This window comes from Burkholderia sp. RF7-non_BP4 (assembly GCF_001521935.1).
GTDB classification, from domain to species: Bacteria; Pseudomonadota; Gammaproteobacteria; order Burkholderiales; family Burkholderiaceae; genus Burkholderia; species Burkholderia diffusa.
Genome location: NZ_LOTA01000028.1, coordinates 406536 through 432051 on the forward strand (window position 1 = coordinate 406536; position 25516 = coordinate 432051).

Annotated in this window: 22 protein-coding genes; 16 read left to right on the forward strand and 6 right to left on the reverse strand. The window is 68.5% G+C overall.

Annotated elements, in window-relative coordinates; all coding sequences use genetic code 11:
* The first annotated feature begins 25 nt into the window (after positions 1-25).
* From WS49_RS11750 to lnt, 8 genes are all read left to right on the forward strand, one after another.
* Positions 26-958: a LysR family transcriptional regulator gene (locus tag WS49_RS11750; protein ID WP_059528117.1), complete on the forward strand. Its 933-nt coding sequence runs from the start codon at positions 26-28 to the stop codon at positions 956-958.
* 256 nt (positions 959-1214) lie between these two features.
* Entirely contained in the window at positions 1215-2588 is a 1374-nt protein-coding gene (miaB, locus tag WS49_RS11755) for a tRNA (N6-isopentenyl adenosine(37)-C2)-methylthiotransferase MiaB (RefSeq protein ID WP_059528119.1), read from the forward strand.
* A 33-nt stretch (positions 2589-2621) separates the two neighbouring features.
* The gene (locus WS49_RS11760; protein WP_059528122.1) at positions 2622-3668 is read left to right on the forward strand and encodes a PhoH family protein; all 1047 of its coding nucleotides are present in this window, start codon (positions 2622-2624) and stop codon (positions 3666-3668) included.
* A 152-nt stretch (positions 3669-3820) separates the two neighbouring features.
* A complete protein-coding gene (gene ybeY / locus WS49_RS11765) occupies positions 3821-4606 on the forward strand; it encodes an rRNA maturation RNase YbeY (protein WP_059528125.1) in 786 nt (261 codons plus the stop codon).
* Positions 4607-4619: 13 nt separating this feature from the next.
* A complete protein-coding gene (locus WS49_RS11770) occupies positions 4620-5252 on the forward strand; it encodes a gamma-glutamylcyclotransferase (protein ID WP_059528127.1) in 633 nt (210 codons plus the stop codon).
* Between the two features lie 53 nt (positions 5253-5305).
* A complete protein-coding gene (locus WS49_RS35605) occupies positions 5306-5455 on the forward strand; it encodes a hypothetical protein (protein ID WP_179949148.1) in 150 nt (49 codons plus the stop codon).
* Between the two features lie 286 nt (positions 5456-5741).
* Positions 5742-6629, forward strand: coding sequence for an HlyC/CorC family transporter (locus WS49_RS11780; protein WP_059447841.1), 888 nt, complete (start codon positions 5742-5744; stop codon positions 6627-6629).
* Between the two features lie 52 nt (positions 6630-6681).
* Positions 6682-8373, forward strand: a complete 1692-nt coding sequence (gene lnt / locus WS49_RS11785) for an apolipoprotein N-acyltransferase (RefSeq protein ID WP_059528133.1) — start codon at positions 6682-6684, stop codon at positions 8371-8373.
* A gap of 37 nt (positions 8374-8410) precedes the next feature.
* On the opposite strand, the gene WS49_RS11790 is transcribed toward lnt, so the two are convergent.
* Positions 8411-10048, reverse strand: a complete 1638-nt coding sequence (locus WS49_RS11790; RefSeq protein WP_059528136.1) for a tetratricopeptide repeat protein — start codon at positions 10046-10048, stop codon at positions 8411-8413.
* 345 nt (positions 10049-10393) lie between these two features.
* Here WS49_RS11790 and glyQ point away from each other — a divergent pair, with 345 nt between their 5' ends.
* Genes glyQ through WS49_RS11815 form a run of 5 tightly spaced genes read left to right on the forward strand, consistent with a single transcriptional unit; the run spans position 10394 to position 15857 of the window.
* The gene (glyQ, locus tag WS49_RS11795) at positions 10394-11398 is read left to right on the forward strand and encodes a glycine--tRNA ligase subunit alpha (protein WP_080294533.1); all 1005 of its coding nucleotides are present in this window, start codon (positions 10394-10396) and stop codon (positions 11396-11398) included.
* Between the two features lie 22 nt (positions 11399-11420).
* Positions 11421-13520, forward strand: coding sequence for a glycine--tRNA ligase subunit beta (gene glyS / locus WS49_RS11800; RefSeq protein ID WP_059528139.1), 2100 nt, complete (start codon positions 11421-11423; stop codon positions 13518-13520).
* A gap of 10 nt (positions 13521-13530) precedes the next feature.
* A complete protein-coding gene (gene gmhB, locus WS49_RS11805) occupies positions 13531-14094 on the forward strand; it encodes a D-glycero-beta-D-manno-heptose 1,7-bisphosphate 7-phosphatase (protein WP_059528142.1) in 564 nt (187 codons plus the stop codon).
* Between the two features lie 43 nt (positions 14095-14137).
* Complete coding sequence (locus tag WS49_RS11810; RefSeq protein ID WP_059528144.1) at positions 14138-14902, forward strand: lysophospholipid acyltransferase family protein; 765 nt, start codon at positions 14138-14140, stop codon at positions 14900-14902.
* A gap of 46 nt (positions 14903-14948) precedes the next feature.
* On the forward strand, positions 14949-15857 hold the full coding sequence (locus WS49_RS11815) for a M48 family metallopeptidase (RefSeq protein WP_059528336.1): 909 nt from the start codon (positions 14949-14951) through the stop codon (positions 15855-15857).
* 108 nt (positions 15858-15965) lie between these two features.
* Here the strand turns inward: WS49_RS11815 and gloA are convergent, their stop codons facing one another.
* Positions 15966-16355, reverse strand: a complete 390-nt coding sequence (gene gloA, locus WS49_RS11820; RefSeq protein WP_011657880.1) for a lactoylglutathione lyase — start codon at positions 16353-16355, stop codon at positions 15966-15968.
* Positions 16356-16713: 358 nt separating this feature from the next.
* Between gloA and WS49_RS11825 the strand changes: the two genes are divergently transcribed.
* Entirely contained in the window at positions 16714-17649 is a 936-nt protein-coding gene (locus WS49_RS11825) for a DMT family transporter (RefSeq protein WP_059528145.1), read from the forward strand.
* Positions 17650-17771: 122 nt separating this feature from the next.
* Here the strand turns inward: WS49_RS11825 and rsmA are convergent, their stop codons facing one another.
* Genes rsmA through WS49_RS11845 form a run of 4 tightly spaced genes read right to left on the reverse strand, consistent with a single transcriptional unit; the run spans position 17772 to position 23429 of the window.
* Positions 17772-18602 carry a 16S rRNA (adenine(1518)-N(6)/adenine(1519)-N(6))-dimethyltransferase RsmA gene (gene rsmA, locus WS49_RS11830; RefSeq protein WP_059528148.1) on the reverse strand — a complete coding sequence of 277 codons (831 nt, stop codon included), beginning with the start codon at positions 18600-18602 and terminating at the stop codon, positions 17772-17774.
* Positions 18603-18657: 55 nt separating this feature from the next.
* Entirely contained in the window at positions 18658-19647 is a 990-nt protein-coding gene (pdxA, locus tag WS49_RS11835; RefSeq protein WP_059528151.1) for a 4-hydroxythreonine-4-phosphate dehydrogenase PdxA, read from the reverse strand.
* Between the two features lie 11 nt (positions 19648-19658).
* Positions 19659-21017, reverse strand: a complete 1359-nt coding sequence (locus WS49_RS11840) for a peptidylprolyl isomerase (RefSeq protein ID WP_059528154.1) — start codon at positions 21015-21017, stop codon at positions 19659-19661.
* 51 nt (positions 21018-21068) lie between these two features.
* Positions 21069-23429, reverse strand: a complete 2361-nt coding sequence (locus tag WS49_RS11845; RefSeq protein ID WP_059528158.1) for an LPS-assembly protein LptD — start codon at positions 23427-23429, stop codon at positions 21069-21071.
* Positions 23430-23652: 223 nt separating this feature from the next.
* Between WS49_RS11845 and WS49_RS11850 the strand changes: the two genes are divergently transcribed.
* Both WS49_RS11850 and murU read left to right on the forward strand, forming a co-directional pair.
* Positions 23653-24702, forward strand: a complete 1050-nt coding sequence (locus WS49_RS11850; protein ID WP_059528161.1) for an aminoglycoside phosphotransferase family protein — start codon at positions 23653-23655, stop codon at positions 24700-24702.
* Positions 24703-24724: 22 nt separating this feature from the next.
* Entirely contained in the window at positions 24725-25447 is a 723-nt protein-coding gene (gene murU, locus WS49_RS11855) for an N-acetylmuramate alpha-1-phosphate uridylyltransferase MurU (RefSeq protein WP_059528164.1), read from the forward strand.
* Positions 25448-25516 lie beyond the last annotated feature (69 nt).

The following is a 25516-nucleotide window of genomic DNA, read 5'->3' on the forward strand; positions in this document are numbered from 1 at the left end:
TTTTCAAAAAATTCTGGAAAATCCGATGGATCGACTGGGCGACATCCGGCTGTTCGTCGAGGCGGCGGAACTGGGCAGCCTGTCCGCGGCCGGGCGCAAGCTGAACCTCACGCCGGCCGCCGCGAGCGCGCGCCTCGCGAAGCTCGAGGCAAAGGTCGCGACGCGGCTGTTCGAGCGCTCGACGCGGCAGCTGCGCCTCACCGACGAAGGCCGGCTCTACCTGAACTGCTGCCGGCAGGCGCTGCAGGCACTCGACGACGCGCACGCGCTGCTGCAGGAGGGCCGCAACGTGGTGGCCGGCAAGGTGCGGCTGTCGTCGACGTCCGATTTCGGCCGCAACCAGCTGCTCGACTGGCTCGACGAATTCACCACGCTGCATCCGGGCGTCACCTTCTCGCTGACGGCGTCCGATTCGTCGTCGAACCTGTGGCAGGACGAGATCGACCTCGCGATCCGCTTCGCCGCCCCGCCCGACGGCGCGCTGATCGCACGCCGGCTCGCCGCGAACCGGCGCGTGCTGTGCGCGGCGCCGTCGTTCGTCGAGCGCCACGGCGTGCCGGCCGATCCGCACGATCTGGCTCGTTTTCCCTGCAACGTGATCACGATCGCGTCGGGCCCGATGAACACGTGGCGCTTCACGCGCGGCGACGAGGTGCAGACCCATACCGTGCAGGTCTCGACCGCGTTCGAGACCAACGACGGCGGCCTCACCCGCGAATGGACGCTGCGCGGCCACGGCATCGCGCTGAAGTCGCTGTGGGACATCGCCGACGACGTGCGCGCCGGCCGACTGCGCGTGCTGCTGCCCGACTGGCGGCACCAGGACGCGCCGCTGCACGCGCTCTATCACGGCAAGCGCTACATGGCGCCGCGCGTGCGCGTGCTGCTCGACTTCCTCGCCGAGCGCTTCGCGCGCGAGGAAGCAGCGCTCGACGATCTGCTGAACGCGTGCCGCTGAGGCCTGCTGCACCGCCATATCGGGGTTGGAGCGCCACGGCGGCGTCGCGCGGCCGCAACCCGCGGCCCGCCCGCGACGGCGCGTAAAGCTATAATGGAAAGCTTTCCCGACGGCTTTTCACGCATTCGCGAGGTTTCGCGACATGCTCGCTCGACGCGCGCCGCGCGTCCCGGTCCGCCACGCGGCACCGGCAGCAGCCGTCCCGATTCACCCTTGACGACGCCCCCAGGTCAACCACTGCGAACGGCGAATCCCCATGACCAAGAAAGTTTACGTAAAGACCTTCGGCTGCCAGATGAACGAGTACGACTCGGACAAGATGGTGGACGTGCTCAATGCGGCCGAAGGCCTCGAAAAGACCGATACCCCGGAAGACGCGGACATCATCCTGTTCAACACGTGCTCGGTGCGTGAGAAGGCGCAGGAAAAGGTGTTCTCCGACCTCGGCCGCGTGCGCGAGCTGAAGGAAGCGAAGCCGGGCCTGCTGATCGGCGTCGGCGGCTGCGTCGCCAGCCAGGAAGGCGCGTCGATCGTGTCGCGCGCGCCGTACGTCGACCTCGTGTTCGGCCCGCAGACCTTGCACCGCCTGCCGCAGATGATCGACGCGCGCCGTGAAAGCGGCCGCGCGCAGGTCGACATCACGTTCCCCGAGATCGAGAAGTTCGACCACCTGCCGCCCGCGCGCGTCGAGGGGCCGAGCGCGTTCGTGTCGATCATGGAAGGCTGCTCGAAGTACTGCAGCTACTGCGTCGTGCCGTACACGCGCGGCGACGAAGTGTCGCGTCCGCTCGACGACGTGCTGACCGAAGTGGCCGGCCTCGCCGACCAGGGCGTGCGCGAAGTCACGCTGCTCGGCCAGAACGTGAACGCGTATCGCGGCGCGCTGACGGCCGGTTCGACCGAAATCGCCGATTTCGCGACGCTGATCGAATACGTCGCCGACATCCCCGGCATCGAGCGGATCCGCTACACGACGTCGCATCCGAAGGAATTCACGCAGCGCCTGATCGACACCTACGCCAAGGTGCCGAAGCTCGTGAGCCACCTGCACCTGCCCGTCCAGCACGGCTCCGACCGCATCCTGATGGCGATGAAGCGCGGCTACACCGTGCTCGAATACAAGTCGGTGATCCGCAAGCTGCGCGCGATCCGCCCGGATCTGTCGCTGTCGACCGACATGATCGTCGGCTTCCCCGGCGAGACCGAGGAGGATTTCGACAAGATGATGGCGCTCGTGCACGAGATGAGCTACGACACCAGCTTCTCGTTCATCTACAGCCCGCGCCCCGGCACGCCGGCCGCGAATCTGCACGACGACACGCCGCGCGAAGTCAAGCTCAAACGCCTGCAACATCTGCAGGCGACCATCGAGGAAAACGTCGCGCGCATCAGCCAGTCGATGGTCGGGAAGGTCGAGCGGATCCTCGTCGAGGGCCCGTCGCGCAAGGACCCGAACGAACTGTCGGGCCGCACCGAGAACAACCGGGTCGTGAATTTCCCGGCGCCGCTCGCATCGCACCCGCGCCTGATCGGCCAGATGATCGACGTGAAGATCAACCATGCGTACCCGCACTCGCTGCGCGGCGAGCTGCTGCTCGTGAGCGACGACGCGAGCGCGGCCACCCACTGACCGACTGACGTTCAACAGGAGCCCGACGCTACTTTGAAGACCGTCCAAGCACTGGAATTCACCGCGCCGCGCGACGACAACGCGCGCCTCGCCAACCTCTGCGGCCCGCTCGACGAGAACCTGCGGCAGATCGAACAGGCGCTCGACGTCACGCTCGCGCGGCGCGGCCACCGGATCACGATCCGCGGGCGCGGCGCGAAGCTCGCGCTCGCGGCGCTCGAGAACTTCTACAACCGCGCGCGCGATCCGCTGTCGGTCGACGATATCCAGCTCGCGCTGGTCGAAGTGCGCCACACGTCGGGCAACGGCCGCCAGGACACGATCGACGTGCGCTTTCGCGGCGACCCCGACCATCCGTTCGACGAGCCCGTCGTGCAGCTCGACGCGGACCTGCCGGACGAAGAACCCGCGCCGAAGCTCTATACGCGGCGCGCCGACCTGCGCGGCCGCACGCCCGCGCAGCGCGAATACCTGAAGCAGATCCTGTCGCACGACGTGACGTTCGGCATCGGGCCGGCCGGCACCGGCAAGACCTACCTCGCGGTCGCGTGCGCGGTCGACGCACTGGAGCGCGACCAGGTCAAGCGGATCGTGCTGACACGCCCGGCCGTCGAGGCCGGCGAGCGGCTCGGCTTCCTGCCGGGCGATCTCGCGCAGAAGGTCGACCCGTACCTGCGTCCGCTGTACGACGCGCTGTACGACCTGCTCGGCTTCGACAAGACCGCGAAGATGTTCGAGCGCCAGATGATCGAGATCGCGCCGCTCGCATATATGCGCGGCCGCACGCTGAACCACGCGTTCATCATCCTCGACGAGGCGCAGAACACGACGCCCGAGCAGATGAAGATGTTCCTCACGCGGATCGGCTTCGGCTCGAAGGCCGTCGTCACCGGCGACACGAGCCAGGTCGACCTGCCGCGCGGGCACAAGAGCGGCCTCGTCGAGGCGCAGCAGGTGCTCGGCGGCGTGCGCGGCATCGCGCTCACGCGCTTCACGAGCGCGGACGTCGTGCGGCATCCGCTCGTCGCCCGCATCGTCGAAGCGTACGACGACTTCCACGCGCAGCACCGGGACGCGTAACGAACCGGCGGCGCCCGCGCGCCGCTCCGGCCGACGGCCCGGCCCGCCCGACGGCGCGCCGGGCCTTTTTTCGCTTGCGCGCGGCCGGTTCGAATTCGGGAGCGATCGGCCGTTTGGTGTATCCTCAACGCGTTCCAATCGCCGCACCCGTCATGAAATCTTCCCGTTCTCGCAAGTCCGGGCGCGACCAGTCCGCCGCGCCCGATTTCCCCCGTCTCTCGCTGTTCGATGCGAAGGGCAAGGCCCGGACCGTCAGCGCGCAAGGGCTTCGAATCGACTTCCCCGACGGCCGCAGCCTGATGTTCGACCTGTCGGGCAGTTCGGGCGAGGCCGCCGTCGCGATCGTCGCGCAGCACAACGATCCGGCGATGCGCGCGAAGCTCGCGCTGCAGCCCGAGCACTACGACAGCGTGACGCTGCACGTGGGTGCCGAACCCGCGCCGCTCGACGAGGAACTCGCGGAAATGGCGAACGAGGTGCGCGAGCTGGAGCTCGACCTGTCCGTGCAGTACGGCGACGAAATCACCGGCGACATCCGCAAGACGCTTCCCAAGCGCAAGCTGATCGCCGAATGGATCGAACCGGCGCTGTTCGCGAGCGCGCAACTCACCGTGCGCTTCGTCGGCGAGGAAGAAGGCCGCACGCTGAACGCCGGCTACCGCCACAAGGACTACCCGACCAACGTGCTGACCTTCGCGTACGACCCGGCGCCCGACGGCACCGTGATCGGCGACCTCGTGCTGTGCTGCCCGGTCGTCGAGAAGGAAGCGCACGATCAGGGCAAGCCGCTCGCGGCCCACTACGCGCACCTGCTGGTGCACGGCGCGCTGCACGCGCAGGGCTACGATCACGAGACGAGCGACGAGGACGCCGCCGAAATGGAAGCGCTCGAAGTCGACATCCTCGCGAAACTGGGCTTTCCGAACCCGTACCAGTAAAGTCGTCCGCACCATGCACCACGCCGCGATGCTGCCGCCCGCCTACCCGCCGTCGATCGGCGAGGGACGGCTGCTGACGGAAGACGAGCTCGCCGCGTCGCTCGCGCACACGATGCGCGACTGGGACGGCCGGCAGGATCTCTGGCTGTTCGGCTATGGCTCGCTGATCTGGAACCCCGGGCTGCCCACCATCGCCGCCGTGCGCGGCAAGGTGCACGGCTATCATCGCGGGCTCTACCTGTGGTCGCGCGTGAACCGCGGCACGCCCGAACGGCCGGGCCTCGTGCTCGCGCTCGACCGCGGCGGCTCGTGCTCGGGCATCGCATTCCGGCTCGCGGGCCCGACCGCGCAGCCGCATCTCGAGACGTTGTGGAAACGCGAAATGCCGATGGGGTCGTACCGGCCCGCATGGCTGCCGTGCTCGCTCGAGACCGGCGAACGCGTGAACGCACTCGCGTTCGTGATGCGCCGCGACGTACCCACTTACACCGGCAAGCTGAGCGACCCCGTCGTCAAGGAAGTGTTCAGCTGCGCGGCCGGCCGCTACGGCACGACGCTCGACTACGTGAGCCGCACGGTGGACGCGCTGCGCGCGAGCGGCATCCCCGATCGCGCGCTGGAAGGGCTGCTCGCGCGATGCCGGTGAGGCTCGACCAGCCGGCCCGCGCCGCTCGTGCACGCGAAGGAGGCCCCGCGCCCATGAAACCGTCACGCAAATCGCGCATCACGCTGGCCGCGCTGCTCGTCGCCGCGAGCGTCGCGCTGTCCGGCTGCGGCATCCTCGGCTGCGGCGGCGCCGCGACCAACGGCGCGGCTGCCGGCGGCTGCTCTGCCGGCATGCGCTTCTGAGGGTCCGAACGTCGGCCCGGCGTGTCCCGCACGCGACGAAATGCCGCTGACGCCGACAACCCGGCCGGTCGCCCCCGCTTTTTTGCCGCCGCTGCCCCGCCGCCCCTTTCTGAGATAGGATGGAGACGAAGGACGGCGCCGCGCCCGGCGCGGCCGTTCCCGAGCGGGGCTCGCGCGCACCGCATGCCCTGGCCGGACGGCCGGTGTGACACGGCCGCGCCATGCCCTTGGTGTATCCTTGCCTACTCCGTGACCGCGCGCCCCGGCATGACCCGGGCGCACCACCATGAACGATTCGTATCCCAGTCGTAAGCTCACCGACAAACCGCAAGAAAAGCGCTCGCTCCTCGAGCGCCTGACCGACTTCATCTCGCCCGAGCCGGAATCCCGGACCGAGCTGCTGGAAATCCTCCAGGACGCCCACGAACGCAACCTGATCGACGCCGATTCGCTGTCGATGATCGAAGGCGTGTTCCAGGTGTCCGACCTGTGCGCCCGCGACATCATGGTGCCGCGCGCGCAGATGGACGCGATCAACATCGCCGACAAGCCCGAAGACTTCATCCCGTTCGTCCTCGAGAAGGCGCACTCGCGCTACCCCGTGTACGAGGAGAACCGCGACAACGTCATCGGCGTGCTGCTCGCGAAGGACCTGCTGCGCTTCTATGCCGAAGAGGAATTCGACGTGCGCGGGATGTTGCGTCCCGCCGTGTTCATTCCCGAATCGAAGCGCCTGAACGTGCTGCTGCACGACTTCCGCGTGAACCGCAACCACCTCGCGATCGTCGTCGACGAATACGGCGGCGTCGCGGGCCTGATCACGATCGAGGACGTGCTCGAACAGATCGTCGGCGACATCGAGGACGAATACGACTTCGACGAGGAAGCCGGCAACATCATCTCGGGGCCGGACGGCCGCTACCGCGTGCGCGCCCTCACCGAGATCGAACAGTTCAACGAAACGTTCGGCACCGACTTCCCCGACGACGAGGTCGACACGATCGGCGGCCTGATCACCCATCACTTCGGCCGCGTGCCGCACCGCGGCGAGAAACTGCAGCTCGGCAACCTCGTGTTCGAGATCCAGCGCGGCGATGCGCGTCAGGTCCACGTGCTGCTGGTGCGCCGCAACCCGCTCGCGAGCCGCCGCGCCGAAACCTCGCACGAGGACTGACCGTCTCGCGCCGGCCGCGTCTCCTTCAACCGCTCGCCCTCTTTCGCTTCACATGGACGATCCGATCCCGTCCCGCCCGGCTGGCGGCCTTTTTGCGCCGGCCCCCGGCCGCACGCTGCCGCGCTGGCACTATCCGGCCGCACTGCTCGCCGGCGCGGCCAATACGCTCAGCTTCGCACCGACCCCGCACGGCGGCTGGCTGCAGCTCGCCGTATTCGTCTGGTTTTTCGCGCAGCTGACGCGCACGTCGAGCTGGCGCGGCGCCGCGCTCACCGGCGGCGCGTTCGGCTTCGGCAACTTCATCAGCGGCATCTGGTGGCTGTACATCAGCATGCACGTGTACGGCGAAATGGCCGCGCCGCTCGCGGGCGGCGCGCTAGTGCTGTTCTCGCTCTACCTGTCGCTGTACCCGGCGTTCTCGGCGGGGCTCTGGTCGTTCTGCGCGGGCCATGCGTGGCATCGCCGCGAGCCCGATCCGCGGCCGTTCTCGCCGACCTGGCACGGCGCGTTCGCCTTCGCGAGCGCATGGGCGCTCGGCGAATGGCTGCGCGGCACCGTATTTACCGGCTTTCCGTGGCTCGCGAGCGGCTATCCGCAGGTCGACGGCCCGTTCGCGGGCTTCGCACCGGTCGTCGGCGCGTACGGGATCGCGTGGGTGCTCGCGCTGTTCGCCGCGCTGGTCGTGCAGGCGCTCGTCGCCGCGCGCCGGTCGCCCGCATCCGAATCCGGCGGCGCCGGCAATGCGCGCGTGCGCGTCGTCGCGCCGGCCGGCATCGCCGTCGCGCTCGTCGCGGCCGGCATCGGGCTGTCGCAGGCCACGTGGACCGTGCCCGCGAACGCGCCGCTTACGGTGCGGCTGCTGCAGGGGAACGTGAAGCAGGACATCAAGTTCGAGCAGGAAGGCATCGACGCGGCGATCAAGATGTACACGCAGATGATCGTCGAGAAGCCGGCCGACCTGATCGTCACGCCGGAGACCGCGATCGCGGTGATGATCCAGGAGCTGCCCGAGCCGTTCGCCGTCGCGATCCGCAAGTTCAGCGACACGACGGGCTCGGCCGTGCTGTTCGGCGCGGTCGGCGCGTCGGTGACGCCGGACGGTCGTTACGTCGACTACACGAACAGCCTGTACGGCGTGACGCCGCATTCGCGCGACATCTATCACTACGACAAGCACCATCTCGTGCCCTTCGGCGAATTCATTCCGTGGGGCTTCCGCTGGTTCGTCGACCTGATGAAGATGCCGCTCGGCGACTTCGCGCGCGGCGCGCCGGTGCAGAAGCCGTTCCTCGTGCACAACCAGCCGGTGATGGCCGACATCTGCTACGAGGACTTGTTCGGCGAGGAAATCGCCGCGACGATCCGCGACAACCCGCAACCGCCCGGCGTGCTCGTCAACGTGACGAACCTCGCGTGGTTCGGCGACACGATCGCGCTCGACCAGCATCTGCAGATCGCGCGGATGCGCGCGCTCGAAACGGGCCGGCCGATGCTGCGCTCAACCAACACGGGGATGACGGCCGCGATCGACGCGCGCGGACGCGTGCTCGGTCAGTTGAAGCCGTTCACGATCGGCTCGCTCGACGTGCGCATCGAAGGCACGAGCGGCTTCACGCCTTACGTGACGAGCGGCAACAACATCGTGCTCGCGGTGTCGCTGGTGCTGCTCGCGTTCGGCTTCACGTTCGGGCCGGGCCTGCGCCGCCGAAACGGCGCGAAGGCCGGCGACGACCGCAACGCCTGACGCATCGGGCGGCCGTCGCAAGCGGTGCGGCGGCCGCTCAGCCGCTCCGCTTCGCGTCCGCGGCCAGGCCGCGCAGATCCCGCCCGAGCGCTTCCATCACCGGCGCCCATGCGCCGAACGTCGGCTGGCGGTACAGCGTCGCGGTCGGATACCACGGGCTGTCGGTGCGCTCGAGCAGCCACGGCCAGTGCGGATTCACGTCGAGCAGCACCCAGGTGCGCGCGCCGAGCGCACCCGACAAGTGCGCGACCGACGTGCACACCGTGATCACCAGATCCAGCGCGCCGATGAACGCGGCCGTATCGTCGAAACTCTTCAGTTCGGCGGTGAAGTCCTCGATCGCGAAACCGGCCGCGCGCGCCGCGGCGACATCCGCGTCCGCTCCCGGCTGCAGCGAATGGAACGCGACGCCGTCGATACCGCGAAACGCATCGGCATAGCGTTCGAGCCCGACGCGCCGGAACGGATTGCGCTGGTGCCCCGCGCTGCCCGTCCACACGAGCCCGACCTTCAGCCGGCCGTCGCCCGCGAGCCGCGCCCGCCATGCATCGCGCGCGTGCGGATCGGCATGCAGGTACGGCACCGACGCGCCGAGCGTCGACGTCTCCATCCCGAGCATCAGCGGCAGGCCGATGAGCGGCACTTCGTAGTCGAAGGCAGGCAGCTCGTCGACGCCGCCGCCCGCGCTGAATGCGTCCGCATGCGCGCCGAGGCTGCGCCGCATCAGCGTGCCCACTTGCGGAAACGTGTTCCACGCGAGCCGGCCACCCTCGCGGTGCACGCGCTCCGCGAGCGGCGCAACGAAGCGCGCGAACTGCAGCACGTCGCCGAGCCCCTGCTCGCCCCAGACGAGCAACGTCTTGCCCGCGAGCCGCTCGCCCTGCCAGCGCGGGCCAGGTAGCGCCGGCCGGCGGCCGCGCAGTTCGCCGGCGCCGTCCCAGCGTGCCTCGTGGCCGCGCCAGCCGGCCGCGTAGTTGCCGCGCACGAGCTGGATGATCGCGAGGTTGAAACGGAACGACGCGTCGTCGGGCGCCAGCTCGCACGCGCGCGCCGCGTAGCGCTCGGCGTCGTCCCAGCGCTGCGCCTCCTTCATCGCCATCGCGATGTTGTTCAGCGCGAGCGCATTGTCGGGCGCGATCTCCGCAAGCCGCGCCGCACCGGCGAGCGCGCCGTCGAGGTCGAGCGTCGCGAGCCGCGCGACGATCAGGTTGATCCACGCCTGCACGTCGTGCGGGTCGGCTTCCACGGCTGCGTCGAGCAGCGCGATTTCCTCGCGACGGTCGCCGCCCGACAGCCGCAGCGCGATCGCCAGGTTGTTGCGCAGCGACGGCCAGCGCGGATCGAGCGCGTAGGCGGCGCGGTACGGCGCGACGGCCTCCGCGTGACGGCCGAGCATCTGCAGTGCGTAGCCGTGATTGAAACGGGCACCGGCGTCCGGATGAATGCGCACCGCGCACTCGGCCAGCGCGAGCGCGTCGGCCGTGCGCTGCCGTGCGACGAGCGTCACGGTCAGCTGCGAGAGCGCAGCCGTGTCGACCGCGTGCAGATGGCCGGCGGCGGCGAGCCAGAGTGCGTGCGCGCCGTGCTCGCCGCGCGCTTGCGCGTCGGCGGCCTGCCCGAGCAGCGCGAGCAGCGGCGGCATCAGCGGAATGAGGAGGTCGTTCGAATCGTCCATGCGGTCCGGAGTGGAAAATCGGTCGCGCGGCAGGCGTCGCGCGCACTTCGATACGCGCATCTTAACGCCCGCGCAAGGCGGCGCGGCAGGCGGTGCCACAAGCGCATCGAGACGCCGCTGCCACGAGCGCACCGCGCATACCGGCAACCCGCGCACCGGCTGCGCACGGCTCGCCGAAACACCGCCGGCAGCCCCTTCGTCCGCGTTCCGGCCGCATCCGCCCGCCGATCCGGTAAAATTGCACGTTTCAGCACACTAACAAGCCGCGCCGCCGCGCGAGCCGACCCTCCGGGCCCCGCCCGGAGCGCCGCCCGCAACGGAGCGCCAGCGCCACGAAGGCTCTTCATGCTTACGTTTCAGCAAATCATCCTGACGCTGCAGTCCTACTGGGACAAGCAGGGTTGCGCCCTGCTCCAGCCCATCGACATGGAAGTCGGCGCGGGCACGTCGCACGTTCACACGTTCCTGCGCGCGGTCGGCCCCGAGCCATGGCGCGCCGCCTACGTGCAGCCGTCGCGCCGCCCGAAGGACGGCCGCTACGGCGAGAACCCGAACCGCCTGCAGCATTACTACCAGTACCAGGTCGTGCTCAAGCCGGCGCCGGAAAACATCCTCGACCTGTACCTCGGCTCGCTGGAGGCGCTCGGCTTCGACCTGAAGCAGAACGACGTGCGCTTCGTCGAGGACGACTGGGAGAACCCGACGCTCGGCGCGTGGGGCCTCGGCTGGGAAGTGTGGCTGAACGGGATGGAAGTCACGCAGTTCACGTATTTCCAGCAGGTCGGCGGCCTCGACTGCAAGCCGGTGCTCGGCGAGATCACCTACGGCCTCGAGCGCCTCGCGATGTACCTGCAGAAGGTCGAGAACGTGTACGACCTCGTGTGGACCGAGTGGGAAGAGCAGGGCCCGAACGGCCCCGAGCTGCGCCGCCTGTCGTACGGCGACGTCTACCACCAGAACGAGGTCGAGCAGTCGACCTACAACTTCGAGCACGCGAACGTCGACCTGCTGTTCACGTTCTTCAACAGCTACGAAGCGGAAGCGAAGAAGATGATCGACGCGCAGCTCGCGCTGCCCGCGTACGAACTCGTGCTGAAGGCCGGCCACACGTTCAACCTGCTCGACGCGCGCGGCGCGATCTCGGTGACGGAACGTGCGGCGTACATCGGCCGCATCCGCGCGCTGTCGCGTCTCGTCGCGCAGGCTTACTACGACTCGCGCGAGAAGCTCGGCTTCCCGATGCTCGGCAACCCGCCGGGCGTGCCGGGCCTCACCACCGACGCCCAGGACGCCGCCCAGCCGGCATGGGCGCCGCCGCTCAAGGTCGAACGCAAGATCGATCAGGACTGACGAGACGAGATTTATTCCAGACATGACGCACAATCATCCCGCCCCCCTGCTCGTCGAACTGCTGACCGAAGAGCTGCCGCCGAAGGCCCTCGCGCGCCTCGGCGACGCATTCGCCGAAGGTCTCGCGCAACGCCTCGCGGCGCGCGACCTCGTCGAAGGCGACCTCGTATTCGAACGCTACGCCACGCCGCGCCGCCTCGCGGTCGTCGTGCAGAACGTGCGCGCCGTCGCACCGGAAAAGCAGGTCCGCGAAAAGGTCCTGCCCGTGTCGGTCGCGCTCGACGCCGAAGGCAAGCCGACCGCCCCGCTCGCGAAGAAGCTCGCGGCGCTCGGCCATCCGAACCTGTCGATCGCCGATCTCGAGCGCGCGCAGGACGGCAAGGCCGAAGCGTTCTTCGTCAACTACTCGGCCGCCGGCGTGACGCTCGCCGACGGGCTGCAGGCCGCGCTCGACGAAACGCTCGAGAAGCTGCCGATCCCGAAGGTCATGACCTACCAGCGCCCGGACGGCTCCGACGTGAAGTTCGTCCGCCCGGTGCACCGCCTGACCGTGCTGCACGACGATCGGATCGTGCCCGTCACGGCGTTCGGCGTCGATGCCGGCGACACCACGCTCGGCCACCGCTTCCTGTCCGACGGCCTCGTCGCGATCCAGCACGCGCGCGCGTATGCCGACACGCTGCGCGACAAGGGCCGCGTGATCGCGCACTTCGCCGATCGCCGCGAAACGATCCGCACGCAGCTGAACGAGCACGCGAACGGCGACACCGTCGTGATGCCCGAATCGCTGCTCGACGAAGTGACGTCGCTGGTCGAATGGCCGGTCGTCTATCCGTGCCGCTTCGAGGACGAATTCCTGCAGGTTCCGCAGGAATGCCTGATCCTCACGATGCAGACGAACCAGAAGTATTTCGCGCTGACCGACATCGCCGGCAAGCTGCGCTCGCGCTTCCTGATCGTGTCGAACATCGAGACGAAGACGCCGGGCGAGATCGTCGAGGGCAACGAGCGCGTCGTGCGCCCGCGCCTCGCCGACGCGAAGTTCTTCTTCGAGCAGGACAAGAAGAAGCCGCTCGCCGACCGCGTGCCGCTGCTCGCGAACGTCGTCTATCACAACAAGCTCGGTTCGGCGCTCGCGCGCGTCGAGCGCCTCGAAGCGCTGGCCGGCGAGATCGCGCCCGCGATCGGCGCCGACGCCGCGCACGCGAAGCGCGCCGCGCGCCTCGCGAAGGCCGACCTGCTGACCGACATGGTCGGCGAGTTCCCGGAACTGCAGGGCACGATGGGCACGTACTACGCGCGCCACGACGGTGAGCCCGACGACGTCGCGCTCGCCTGCGCCGAGCACTACCAGCCGCGCTTCTCCGGCGACGCGCTGCCGACCACGCCGGTGTCCACCGCCGTCGCGCTGGCCGACAAGCTCGAGACGATCGTCGGCATCTGGGGCATCGGCCTCGCGCCGACCGGCGAGAAGGATCCGTTCGCGCTGCGCCGTCACGCGCTCGGCGTGCTGCGCCTGCTGGTCGAGAAGCAGTTGCCGCTCGATCTCGTGTCGCTGCTGCGCACGGCCCACGCACGCTTCGAAGGCGTGCCGGGCGTCGCGGAATCGACCGACGCGATCCTCGCGTTCTTCATGGACCGCCTGCGCGGCCTGCTGCGCGAGCGCGGCTACACGGCCGGCGAAGTCGACGCGGTGCTGAGCCTGAACCCGACGCGCGTCGACGATCTCGTCGCACGCCTCGACGCGGTGCGCGAATTCACGCGCCTCGCGGAAGCCGAAGCGCTCGCGGCCGCGAACAAGCGGATCTCGAACATCCTGAAGAAGTCGGAAGGCGGCGCGAACGGTGCGGTGCAGCCGACGCTGTTCGTCGAGGCCGCCGAAAAGGCGCTGCACGAACAGCTCGCGGCCGTGACGCCGCACGTGCAGTCGCAGCTCGAGGCGCGTGCGTATACGGGCGCGCTGTCGGCGCTCGCCGCGCTGCGTGCGCCGGTCGACACGTTCTTCAACGACGTGATGGTCAACGCCGAGGACCCCGCGCTGCGCGCGAACCGTCTCGCGCTGCTGTCCGCGCTGCATCAGCAGATGAACTGCGTCGCCGACATCTCGAAGCTCGCCGCATAAGGGCCGAACGATGCCGACCAGCCCCAACCGCAAGCTCGTCGTCCTCGACCGGGACGGCGTGATCAACGTCGATTCGGATGCGTTCATCAAGACGCCCGACGAGTGGATCGCGCTGCCCGGCAGCCTCGAGGCGATCGCACGACTCAACCACGCGGGCTATCGCGTGGTCGTCGCGACCAACCAGTCCGGCATCGGCCGCGGGCTGTTCGACATGGCCGCGCTCAACGCGATGCACCTGAAGATGCATCGCGCGGCGGCCGCCGTCGGCGCGCGTATCGACGCGGTGTTCTTCTGCCCGCACGTGTCGGAAGACCACTGCGACTGCCGCAAGCCGAAGCCCGGCATGATGCAGATGATCGCGGAGCGCTTCGAGGTCGACCCCGGTCACACGCCGGCCGTCGGCGATTCGCTGCGCGACCTTCAGGCCGGCGTCGCGGTCGGCTTCAAGCCGCACCTCGTGCTGACCGGCAAGGGCAAGAAGACGCTCGCCGCGGGCAATCTGCCGGACGGCACGAAGGTTCACGACGACCTGCGCGCATTCGCGCTCGACTTCCTTTCACACGAACACGAGTGATGCGGCCGCCGCGCGCATCCTCCCTACTGTCAGACCCACGCCGATGCGCTTCGTCCGCTCCCTGCTGCTGCTGATCTACTTCATCGTGTACACGGTGCCTTACGCCACCGCGTGCTTCATCGCGTTCCCGTTCATGCGTCCCGACGCGCGCTACTGGATGGCGGCCGGCTGGTGCAAGTCGACGCTGTGGGTCGTGCGCTGGCTGAACGGCATCCGCTACCGGATCGAAGGGATGGAAAACCTGCCCGACGGCCCGGCCGTGCTGCTGTCGAAGCACCAGTCCGCGTGGGAGACGCTCGCGTTTCCGGCGCTGATGCCGAAGCCGCTCTGCTACGTGTTCAAGCGCGAACTGCTGTACGTGCCGTTCTTCGGCTGGGCGCTCGGGCTGCTGCACATGGTCAACATCAACCGCAAGGAAGGCAAGAACGCGTTCGCGTCGGTGATCCGTCAGGGCAAGAAGCGCCTGTCGGAAGGCGCCTGGATGATCATGTTCCCGGAAGGCACGCGCACGCCGGTCGGCAAGCAGGGCAAGTACAAGACGGGCGGCGCGCGCTTCGCGATCGAAACCGGCACGCCGGTCGTGCCGATCGCGCACAATGCAGGTCGCGTGTGGCCGCGCAATTCGTTCACGAAATTCCCGGGCGTCGTCACCGTGTCGATCGGCAAGCCGATTCCCGTCGACGGCAAGACGCCCGACGTATTGAACTCGCAGGTCGAAGCATGGATCGAAGCGGAAATGCGCCGCATCGATCCCGATGCCTATCGCCAGCCGGGCAATGCCGGCGCGCGCGATGCCGCGCGCGTCTGAATCACCCGGATTGCAGCCGTTGCGAACGACGAAACGAAGCGAACTGATGAAAAAGCGTCCGCGGCCACGGCCTGCCGTCGTGGCCCTCGATCATCGCCAGATGGATCTGCCGCTCTTCGACGGGCCGACGGCATCGCCGGCACCGTCGGCGCCCGCCGCACCGCCCTCGCCGCCTGAAGCGGCCACGGCCCCCGCGGTGCCCACGGCGCCGCTCGATCCGGGCCCCGCGCCCGATCGCTCCCGCGTCCGCACGTTCGCACTCGACAGCCGTGTGCTCGAATATCGGCTGAAGCGCTCCGCGCGCCGCACGATCGGCTTCACGATCGACGGCAGCGGGCTGTCGATCACCGCGCCGCGCTGGGTCACGCTCGCCGACATCGAAGGGGCCATCGCCGAGAAGCAGCGCTGGATCTTCGCGAAGCTCGCGGAGTGGAAAACCCGCACCGAGCAGCGCGCGCTGCCGCAGATCGACTGGCGCGACGGCGCGCAACTCCCGTATCTCGGCAAGACGATCACGATCGCGCTCGGCGCCGGTGCGCTCGCCTTCGACGCCGATGCGCAGCGGCTGTCGCTGCCGCTGCCCGCGCAAGCCGACATGCAGCAGATCAAGGATCGCGTGCAGGGCTGGCTGCAGGGCGAAGCGAAGCGGATTTTCGGCGAACGCCTCGTCGTCTATGCGGAAATGCTCGGCGTCACGTATTCGATGTACGCGCTGTCGTCGGCCGCGACGCGCTGGGGCAGCTGCTCGAGCGACGGCAAGATCCGGCTGAACTGGCGGCTGATCCACTTCCCGATGTCGATCATCGACTACGTCGTCGCGCACGAGCTGTCGCACCTGCGCGAAATGAACCACAGCCCGGCCTTCTGGCAGACCGTCGAATCGATCTTCCCGGAATTCCGCGAAGCGCGGCACACGCTCAAGCATCACCCGCCCGAGTTGCTGCCGTCACTGTAACGCGATCGGTCGCACCGAAAATGCGAACGGGCGATGCGGATTCCTCCGCATCGCCCGTTTTCGTTGCGCGCCACGCCCATCGTGCGTCGCGCGCCGCTCATCCCGCGCTCAGTGCGCCTTCTTCTGGATGAACTCGATTTTGTAGCCGTCCGGATCCTCGACGAAAGCGATCACGGTCGTGCCGTGCTTCATCGGACCCGCTTCGCGGGTCACCTTGCCACCCTGCGCCTTGATCTTGTCGCAGGCCGCGTACGCGTCGTCGACTTCCACCGCCAGATGGCCGAAGCCGTTGCCGAGATCGTAGGACGGCGTATCCCAGTTATGGGTCAGCTCGATCACGGTGCCCGTGCTTTCCGCTTCATAGCCGACGAACGCGAGCGTGAACTTGCCTTCCGGATAATCCTCGCGACGCAGCAGCTTCATGCCGAGCAATTCGGTGTAGAACTTGATCGAGCGGTCGAGATCGCCGACTCGCAGCATCGTATGCAGCAAACGCATGTGTTGTACTCCTGTGGGGACTTTCCAGAAGCGGAAATTCTACCGGAGTCGGGTGAATCCCGCCGTCGGCGCCCCGTCCGCCGGCGGCCGATACCGGCTTCCGGACGGCGAGCCCGATGCCCGTGCGGCGGCAGTCATCACCGCACCCGACGGCACCCTGCAAGTCCACCGATCGGGTAACATCCTCCCACCTCGCACCAAAAGCGGGCATGCAGTCCGCCGCTTGAACGCGACCACCACCTCAATCAGCCACACAGCCTGCCGTGCGAAACCGCCGAATCGAGCGCGCCGGACACGACCTCCGTCCGCCGCTGCCCTTGTCCGTGCCCCCTTCCCGCCGCATCGGCGAGGCCCGCCGATGACCGCGCTCGCCGGCGCGCCCGCGCGCCGCGCGCTCGACACGCGCGCCATCGGTGTGATGCTGCTGCTGTGCGCGATCTGGGGCTTCCAGCAGGTCGCGATCAAGAGCACGAACGCGGCGATCCCGCCGATGTTCCAGGCCGGGCTGCGCTCGGTGATCGCCGCGCTCCTGCTGTGGGGCTGGGCCCGCTCGCGCGGCACGCCGCTGTTCCGCGCGGACGGCACGCTCGGCGCGGGCATCGCGGCGGGTGCGCTGTTCGCCGGCGAGTTCGTCTGCGTGTTCTTCGGGCTGACGCTGACGAGCGCGTCGCACATGGCGATCTTCCTGTACACGGCCCCGTGCTTCACGGCGCTCGGCCTGCACCTGTTCGCGCCGGGCGAGCGACTGCAGCGTGTCCAGTGGGCCGGCGTCGGCCTCGCGTTCGCCGGCATCGCGCTCGCGTTCGCGGACGGCTTCCTCAAGCCGCGCGCGCCCGGCGCATCGGTATTGGCCGGGCTCGCCGGCGACGCGCTCGGCATCCTCGGCGGCGCGATGTGGGCCGCGACGACGGTCGTCGTGCGCTCGACGTCGCTCGCGCGGGCCAGCGCGAGCAAGACGCTCTTCTACCAGCTCGCGGTGTCGGCCGTCGTGCTGATCGCGCTCGCCGCGCTACTCGGCCAGACGTCGTTCGCACAGGTCACGCCGATCGCGCTCGCGAGCCTCGCGTACCAGTCGGTGATCGTCGCGTTCGTCAGCTATCTGTCGTGGTTCTGGCTGCTGACGCGCTACAGCGCGTCGCGGCTGTCGGTGTTCACGTTCCTGTCGCCATTGTTCGGCGTCGCGTTCGGCGTGCTGCTGCTCGGCGAATCGGTCGGCTGGCGCTTCATGTCCGCGGCCGCGCTGGTGCTGACCGGGATCGCGCTCGTCAACGCACCGCCGCGCGGGCGCGCGTAACGCCGCCCGGCCGCGGTCCGGCCTCGACGAGAACGGCGCGGAAAAACAAAAAGGCTGCCGGTCAGGGCAGCCTCATGAATCTCGAGCCGGCGGGCACCACGCGCGTTGCCCGCGTGGTCCTGCTACTCCGCGGTCTTGCGCACCTTCGCCAACGCCTGCGCGACGCCGACATATTCGGCCACGCTCACATCCTCCGCGCGTCGCGCGAGGTCGAAGCCGAGCCCGTCGAAATCGATCGTCTCGCGGTAGTCGCCGAGCGTGTTGCGCAGCATCTTCCGACGCTGCGAGAACGCTGCCGTGACCACTTCGCCGAGCAGCACGGGATCGACGTCCGGCAGTTCGTGCGGCTCGTACGGAATCATCCGGACGATCGCCGAATCGACCTTCGGCGGCGGCTGGAACGACTCCGGCGGCACGTCGAGCATCTTGTCCATCACGTAGCGGTACTGCAGCATCACCGACAGCCGCGAGAACGCCTTCGTGCCCGGCTCCGCGACCATCCGTTCGACGACCTCGTTCTGCAGCATGAAATGCTGGTCGATGACCACGCCGGCGAACGTCATCAAGTGAAACAGCAGCGGACTGGAAATGTTGTACGGCAGGTTGCCGACGATCCGCAGCGACGGCTTGTCGCCAGGCGCCGCGAGCGAGCCGAAGTCGAACGCGAGCGCATCGCCCGCGTGCAGTTCCAGCAATGCGCCGAAGCGCTGCTTCAGGCGCCCGATCAGGTCGCGGTCGAGCTCGACCGCATGCAGCGGCGACTCGGGCGTCGCGAGACGCGCGATCAGCGGCTCGGTCAGCGCGCCGAGGCCGGGGCCGATCTCGACCATTCGCTGGCCGCGCGCGGGGCCGATCGTCGCGACGATCGAGTCGATCACGCCGTGATCGACGAGGAAGTTCTGCCCGAAGCGCTTGCGCGCGAAGTGGCCTTGGTGCTGTCTGCTGTTCGACATCGACTGAGAAAAACGAAAAATACGACGAATGAAGTCAGGCCTGGGGCCGTGGGCGTCAGGCCGCGCGGCGATGGCGCGCCATCGTGACGGCCGTGTCGAGCGCGGCGACCATGCTGCCCGGATCCGCACGGCCCGTGCCGGCCAGATCCAGCGCGGTGCCGTGATCGACCGACGTGCGGATGATCGGCAGCCCGAGCGTGACGTTGATGCCCTCGCCGAAGGTCGCATACTTCAGCACGGGCAAGCCCTGATCGTGGAACATCGCGAGCACGCAATCGGCACCCTCGAGATAGCGCGGCTGGAACAACGTATCGGCCGGATACGGGCCGCGCGCGTCGATGCCCTGCGCTTGCGCGCGCGCGAGCGCCGGCGAGATCACCTCGATCTCCTCGCGCCCGAGATAGCCGTTCTCGCCCGCATGCGGGTTCAGCCCCGTCACGAGGATGCGCGGCGCGGCGAGACCGAAGTCCCGCCGCAGGTCGCGATCGACGATCGCCAGCGTCTCGACGAGCCCGTCGATCGTCAGCGCGGCCGACACGTCCTTCAGCGGCAGGTGCGTGGTCGCGAGCGCGACGCGCAGCGGCCGCTCGCCGGTGCCCGCCAGCATCATCACGACGCGCGGCGTGTGCGTGCGTTCCGCAAGGTATTCGGTATGGCCGGTAAACGGTACGCCGGCATCGTTGATCGTGCTCTTCTGCAGCGGTGCGGTGACGATCGCGTCGAACCGGCCCGCCATCGCGCCGTCGATCGCGGCATCGAGCAGCGCGAGCACGTAGCGGCCATTGGCCGCATCGAGCTTGCCGGCCCGTGCGGGCACGGCGAGCGGATGGTGCTCGACCGACACCGGCCCGCCGCCGGCGAGCACGGCACGATCGGCACCGACGGCCGCCGCGCGCGCGTCGAGCAGCGCGGCGTCGCCGAGCACGGTGAAATGCGCGCCCGGCCAGCGCCGCACGGCATCCTGCAACGCCTGCACGGTCAGCTCCGGGCCGACACCCGCGGGTTCGCCGGTCGTGATCGCGATCTGCAGCGCGGATGCCGTCATGCGAAGCTCGCTCAGTTCGCCGGGCCGACGCCGCCGATCTTGTACTGCACGTACGACGAGTCGCGCAGCTCGCGCAGCCAGTCTGCGTACGCCTGCTCGGCCTTGCGCTGACCGATCGCCTGGCGCGCGATATCCATCTGCTGCTGCACCGAGCCTTCCGCTTCGCGGCGCTCCATCACCTGGATCAGGTGGTAGCCGTACTCGGTACGAATCGGCTGGCTGATCTGGCCGTCCTGCAGATTGTTCATCGCGCGCTCGAATTCCGGCACGGTCTCGCCCGGGCTGATCCAGCCGAGATCGCCGCCCTGCGACGCCGAACCGTCCTGCGAGTAGGTGCGCGCGAACTTCGCGAAATCGCCACCCGCCTCGACCTGGCGGCGGATGTCCTGCAGCTGCTGGCGAGCCTGGCCTTCCGACTTGCCTTCGCCGACGCGCAACAGGATGTGGCGCACGTGCGTCTGGACGATCTTCGGTGCCGCGGCGGTCGCGCCCTGGCTCTGGCGGCGGTCGACGAGACGCACGATCTCGAAGCCGTCCGGCACGCGGATCAGCGTCGGGTTGACCTGGCCCGGGCGCAGCTTCGATGCGGCGTCGACGACGTCGGCCGGCAGCGCGCCCGGCGCCTTGAAGCCGAGGTCGCCGCCCTTCTTCGCGTCGTTCGCTTCCGAATTGTTCTTCGCGAGCTTCTCGAAATCGGCGCCCGACGTGGCCTGCTGCAGCAGCGCTTCAGCCTTCTTCTGCGCGGCTTCGATGTCGGCTTGCGGCGCGTTGGTCGGTGCCTTGATGAAGATGTGCTGGAAGCGCAGGTCCTGCTGCTGCGATGCGTTCGGCCCGCGCTGGCTCGCGATGTAGTTCGCGACCTCGGCATCCGACACGGTGATCTTGCCGTCGACCTCGCGCTCGCGCAGCTTCGACAGCATCAACTCGGTGCGGGCGTCGCTCGTGAACACGCTCCAGGGCACGCCTTGCGCCACGATCCGCGCGCGGTACTGCTCGAGCGTCATCCCGTTCGCCTGCGCGAGGCGCTGCAGCGTGGACTGCACGGTCGCGTCGTCGATGCGGATCCCGTCGTCCTTGGCCTTCTGCACCTGGATGCGTTCGAGCACCATCTGGTTCAGCACCTGCGCGCGCAGCTGGTCGGCCGGCGGCACGGGTGCGTTCTGCTGCTGCAGCCGGCGCGAGATCAGGCCGACGCGCTGGTCGAGTTCGCGGCCCGTGATCACGTCGTTGTTGACGACCGCGACGACTTCGTCGGCGAGCTGCGCGCCTTGCGAACCAAGCGCCTGCGCCGCGGCCGGCGCGGCGGCGAGCAGCGCGGCGGACGCGGCGAGGCTGGACACGACTGCCGCGAAACGAAGGGTTTTCTTCATTGCCACTGATACTCCATTGAAATCGTGCTGACCGGTGCAGACAAGCCGGCGTTACTCGTAATTGCTGAAGCGGGACATCGGCGGCGGCGCGGACGGCAGCGGCGTGTAGCCCGGCACCCCGGCGCGGAATGCGGCCACGAGACCGTTGTCGACGCTCGACAGCCCCTTCAACGTCAGCTGCATCATGACTCGCGTCGACGAATTCTGCTGCCCCGACGTGTTCACGCCGTTCGCATACCGCTGGACACCGACTCCGAGCGCCCAGCAATCCGCGTCGTATTGTAAGCCGAGCAGACCGTCGACGACCCGGTCGGCCGCCAGGTCGTAGTTGAAGCGGCCGATCGCATACAGGCGGCGCGTGAGCGGCCATTGCGCGGACACCAGGAACTGGTTGATCGGCTGGTTGTCGAGCGTCGTGTTCGCACGCGTATAGCGGTAGCCGACGTTGATCACGCGGCGCTCGCCCGGGCTGAAACCGAAACCGACGCTCGACTTCACGAGCTGGTTGTTGTTCTGGTTGTACTGGAACGCCGTCTCCGACATGAAGCCGGAGCCGAGTTTCAGCGCGGCGCCGACGATCAGGTCCGAGTGGCGCGCCAGCACGGCGCTCTGCCCGGAATTCAGCGTGACGCGCTGGTCGGCGAAATAGTACTGCTGCGCGACCACGAAGCGCGCGCGTTCGTCGCCCGTGCGCGGATCGATGAAGCGCGACGTCAGGCCGGCCGTGATCCGGTTCGCGTCCGCGATCCGGTCGTTGCCGACGAACGTGTTCGGCTGGTAGATCTCCGCGAGGCCGAAGTCCGATTCCGCGGTGTCGAACAGCGGCGCGTTCGACTGGTCGCGATACGGCGTGTACACGTAGTACAGGCGCGGCTCGAGCGTCTGGATGAAGTCCTGGCCGAACAGGCGCACCGAGCGGTCGAAGATCAGGCCCGAGTCGAAGCTCACGGTCGGAATCGACTCGGTGAAGTGCTTCGGGCTGTTCGGCGTGCGCGACGACAGATAGTTCAGGTCGTACGACGCGAAGTGATACTGGACCTTCGGCACGACGAAGTAGCCGGGGCCGTACACGCCGTATGCGATGTACGGGTTGAAGACGATGCGGTCGCCTTCGGTCGCATCGGCGGTCGTGATGCGGAAACGCGAATAGTCGGCTTCCGCGCCGAAGTCGAAGCCGCCGACGTTGTACTTCGTGTACTTCACATTCAACTGCGGTTCGCGGCTGTACGGCGCGATCGACGGCGGCAGCGTCTGCCAGTGCTGGTAGCGCGCGAGCACCGACCACGGGCCGTTGTTGTACGTGAGGCCGGCTTCCTGCTGGTACAGCGTCTGCGTCCCGTTGACGAACTGGTTCATCGACCCAAGGTCTTCGGGATACGTATCGTCCGAGACCTTGTTGTAGTAGACGTAGCCGCCGAAACCGCCGCCGAAGTTCTGCTGGTGCTGCCAGTAGATCGCGTAGCGGTTGCGGTGCGCGAGCCGGTCGTCGGGCAGGTAATTGGCCGTAAACGTGCCCGAATACGACGGCGACAGATAGCGGAACGTCGCTTCGGTCTGCACGCCGCGCCGCGAGATGATGCGCGGCGTGATCGTCAGGTCGCGGTTCGGCGCGATGTTGAAGTAGTACGGCAGCGTCAGCTCGAACCCGTTGTTCGAGTTCATCGAGAACGTCGGCGGCAAGAGGCCGCTGCGCCGCTCGCCCGACAGCGGGAACGTCATCCACGGGCTCGCGAAGATCGGCACGCCCTGGAAGAACAGCACGCCGTTGCGCGCGGTGCCTTCGTCGGCGCCCGTGTCGAAGTCGAAACGGCTGCCCTTGATGTACCACGCGGGGTTGGTCGAGCACTGGCACGCGGTGTAGGTGCCGTTGACGAACACCGAACGCTCGCTGTCGAGCAGGTCGACGCGCTCCGCGCTGCCGGACCCGCCCGTCACGTTGAAGTGGTACTTCGGCGCCGTCATGAAGCCCTGGTTCGCCTCGACCTTCAGATGCGCCTCGGGGCCCGCGAACGACGTGCCGCCGTTGATTACCTTGACCTGGCCGTACGCATCGGCCATGTCGGTATCCTGATCGTAGTGGATCGCGTCGGCCTTCACGACCGCGTCGCCGCGGCGCAGCTCGGCCGAGCCCTTCGCGGCGAGGTCCTGATCGGCCGTGCCGCTCGTATGGTCGGCAATCACGAAGGTGGCCGGCTTCGCGCCGTCCTTCAGCGGATGATCCTCGAGCTGCGGGGCGAGACGCAGGTCCCACGGCGAGTCGAGCGGCTGCGGCTGCGCGGCCGCGCCCGACAGCTGCGCGTACGACACGGCCGGCACGAGGCCGGGCACGGCCAGCAGCGCGAGCGCGAGCCGCCGTTTGCGCGGCGCCCCGTCACCGGGGAAGACATTCGGGAATAGCGGTTTGGGCGGCATCTATCGTTTGGCGAATCGCCCCTTGTCAACCGCGCCTGCACGGCACATTCGCGCGCGGCGGGCCGCACCGTCGCACCGCGACTGCGGCTGAGCGCAAACCGGGGAGGCGATCGGGCGGACGGCGCGACAGGCGGCGAGCCTGCACGGCGGAAGCTGACGCGGGGCGCGTCAAAAAAGTCGTGGGGTATTATATGGCAAGACGTTCCCCCCTCCGCCGAGTTTCATGACACCCCCATCCGCCGCATCCCAGCCCGACGCCCGCCTCGACGCACTGACCGCGTGGCTGCGTCCGCTCGCCGAGCGCTTCGCCCTCGACCTGTCGACCCTCGCACCCGCGTCGTCGGACGCCAGTTTCCGCCGCTATTTCCGGGTCGCGTCGGCCACGCGCCCCGGCGGCTCGCTGGTCGCGGTCGACGCGCCGCCGCCCGAGAAATGTCGCGAATTCGTTCAAGTCGCGCAGTTGCTCGCCGCGGCCGGCGACCACGTGCCGGAGGTGCTGGCCCACGATTTCGACGCGGGCTTCATGCTCGTGACCGACCTCGGCCGCACGTCGTACATCTCGGTGCTCGATCCGGCCGACCCGGTCGCGGCGCGCCCGTTGATGCGCGACGCGCTCGACGCGCTGATCCGCTTCCAGCTGAGCTCGAAGCCCGACGTGCTGCCGCCGTTCGACGAGGCATTCCTGCGCCGCGAGATGGAGCTGCTGCCCGAATGGTTCGTCGGCCGGCACCTCGGCAAGCCCGTCACCGACGCGATGCGCGGCACGCTCGACCGCACCTTCGCACTGCTGGTCGCGAGCGCCCATGCGCAGCCGCAGGGCTTCATGCTGCGCGATTTCATGCCGCGCAACCTGATGGTCTGCGAACCGAACCCCGGTGTGCTCGACTTCCAGGACGCCGTGTACGGGCCGCTGACGTACGACGTCGTGTCGCTGTTGCGCGACGCGTTCATCAGCTGGGACGAGGAGTTCGAGCTCGACTGCTTCGCGTATTACTGGGAAAAGGCGAAGAAGGCCGGCCTGCCGGTCGATCCGGACTTCGGCGAGTTCTACCGCCAGCTCGAATGGATGGGGCTGCAGCGCCACATCAAGATCCTCGGCCTGTTCGCGCGGATCAACTACCGCGACGGCAAGCCGCATTACCTGAACGATCTGCCGCGCTTCCTCGTGTACGCGCGCAAGGTCGCGCTGCGCTACCGCCCGCTCGTGCCGTTCGCGAAGCTGCTCGACGAGCTCGAGGGCAAGGGCGCGGCCGACGTCGGCTATACGTTCTGACCGCCCTCACATTCAGCCGAACATGAGCACTACCCTGACCACGGCGATGATTTTCGCCGCCGGGCGCGGCGAGCGGATGCGCCCGCTGACCGACATCCGCCCGAAGCCGCTGCTCGAAGTCGGCGGCAAGCCGCTGATCGTCTGGCAGATCGAGGCGCTCGCGCGCGCGGGCATCGAAACGATCGTGATCAACCACGCGTGGCTCGGCGAACAGCTCGAGGCAACGCTCGACGACGGCTCGCGCTGGGGTGTGCGACTCGAGTATTCGGCCGAAGGCGACGCGCTGGAAACCGCCGGTGGCATCGCGCAGGCGCTGCCGCTGCTCGAGCGCGACGGCCGGCCGACGGTGTTCGCGGCGGTCGCGGGCGACGTGTACTGCGCATTCGACTACCGGACGCTTGCCGCCCGCGCCGCGCGGATGGCCGCGCTCGACGCGCCCGCGATGCATCTCGTGATGGTGCCGAACCCGCCGTTCCACCCGGACGGCGATTTCGTGCTCCACGACGACGGCCGGCTGGCGCTCGCCGGCGCCCCGCGCGTCACGTTCGGCAGCATCGGCGTGTACGACACGCGGATGTTCCGCGACATCGTGCCCGGCACGCACCGGCCGCTGACGCCGTATTTCAAGGCGACCATCGAGGCCGGCCGCGCGAGCGGCGAATTGTATGAAGGTATCTGGGAGAACGTCGGCACGCCCGCGCAGCTGGGCGAACTGGATGCGCGGCTGCGTGCCGCCGCAGGCTGATCGTTTCTCGGCCTGGCCGTCGAGCCACAGGGCGCGGTGGCCAAGGGCCCGCAAGGCCGATGACGGCCC

Bases quoted from the DNA above. Each gene is read 5' to 3' on its own strand.
- WS49_RS11750 (WP_059528117.1), top strand. From the start codon at position 26: ATGGATCGACTGGGCGACATCCGGCTGTTCGTCGAGGCGGCGGAACTG.
- miaB (WP_059528119.1), top strand. From the start codon at position 1,215: ATGACCAAGAAAGTTTACGTAAAGACCTTCGGCTGCCAGATGAACGAG.
- ybeY (WP_059528125.1), top strand. From the start codon at position 3,821: ATGAAATCTTCCCGTTCTCGCAAGTCCGGGCGCGACCAGTCCGCCGCG.
- WS49_RS11770 (WP_059528127.1), top strand. From the start codon at position 4,620: ATGCACCACGCCGCGATGCTGCCGCCCGCCTACCCGCCGTCGATCGGC.
- WS49_RS35605 (WP_179949148.1), top strand. From the start codon at position 5,306: ATGAAACCGTCACGCAAATCGCGCATCACGCTGGCCGCGCTGCTCGTC.
- WS49_RS11780 (WP_059447841.1), top strand. From the start codon at position 5,742: ATGAACGATTCGTATCCCAGTCGTAAGCTCACCGACAAACCGCAAGAA.
- lnt (WP_059528133.1), top strand. From the start codon at position 6,682: ATGGACGATCCGATCCCGTCCCGCCCGGCTGGCGGCCTTTTTGCGCCG.
- WS49_RS11790 (WP_059528136.1), bottom strand. From the start codon at position 10,048: ATGGACGATTCGAACGACCTCCTCATTCCGCTGATGCCGCCGCTGCTC.
- glyQ (WP_080294533.1), top strand. From the start codon at position 10,394: ATGCTTACGTTTCAGCAAATCATCCTGACGCTGCAGTCCTACTGGGAC.
- glyS (WP_059528139.1), top strand. From the start codon at position 11,421: ATGACGCACAATCATCCCGCCCCCCTGCTCGTCGAACTGCTGACCGAA.
- gmhB (WP_059528142.1), top strand. From the start codon at position 13,531: ATGCCGACCAGCCCCAACCGCAAGCTCGTCGTCCTCGACCGGGACGGC.
- WS49_RS11810 (WP_059528144.1), top strand. From the start codon at position 14,138: ATGCGCTTCGTCCGCTCCCTGCTGCTGCTGATCTACTTCATCGTGTAC.
- WS49_RS11815 (WP_059528336.1), top strand. From the start codon at position 14,949: ATGAAAAAGCGTCCGCGGCCACGGCCTGCCGTCGTGGCCCTCGATCAT.
- gloA (WP_011657880.1), bottom strand. From the start codon at position 16,355: ATGCGTTTGCTGCATACGATGCTGCGAGTCGGCGATCTCGACCGCTCG.
- WS49_RS11825 (WP_059528145.1), top strand. From the start codon at position 16,714: ATGACCGCGCTCGCCGGCGCGCCCGCGCGCCGCGCGCTCGACACGCGC.
- rsmA (WP_059528148.1), bottom strand. From the start codon at position 18,602: ATGTCGAACAGCAGACAGCACCAAGGCCACTTCGCGCGCAAGCGCTTC.
- pdxA (WP_059528151.1), bottom strand. From the start codon at position 19,647: ATGACGGCATCCGCGCTGCAGATCGCGATCACGACCGGCGAACCCGCG.
- WS49_RS11840 (WP_059528154.1), bottom strand. From the start codon at position 21,017: ATGAAGAAAACCCTTCGTTTCGCGGCAGTCGTGTCCAGCCTCGCCGCG.
- WS49_RS11845 (WP_059528158.1), bottom strand. From the start codon at position 23,429: ATGCCGCCCAAACCGCTATTCCCGAATGTCTTCCCCGGTGACGGGGCG.
- WS49_RS11850 (WP_059528161.1), top strand. From the start codon at position 23,653: ATGACACCCCCATCCGCCGCATCCCAGCCCGACGCCCGCCTCGACGCA.
- murU (WP_059528164.1), top strand. From the start codon at position 24,725: ATGAGCACTACCCTGACCACGGCGATGATTTTCGCCGCCGGGCGCGGC.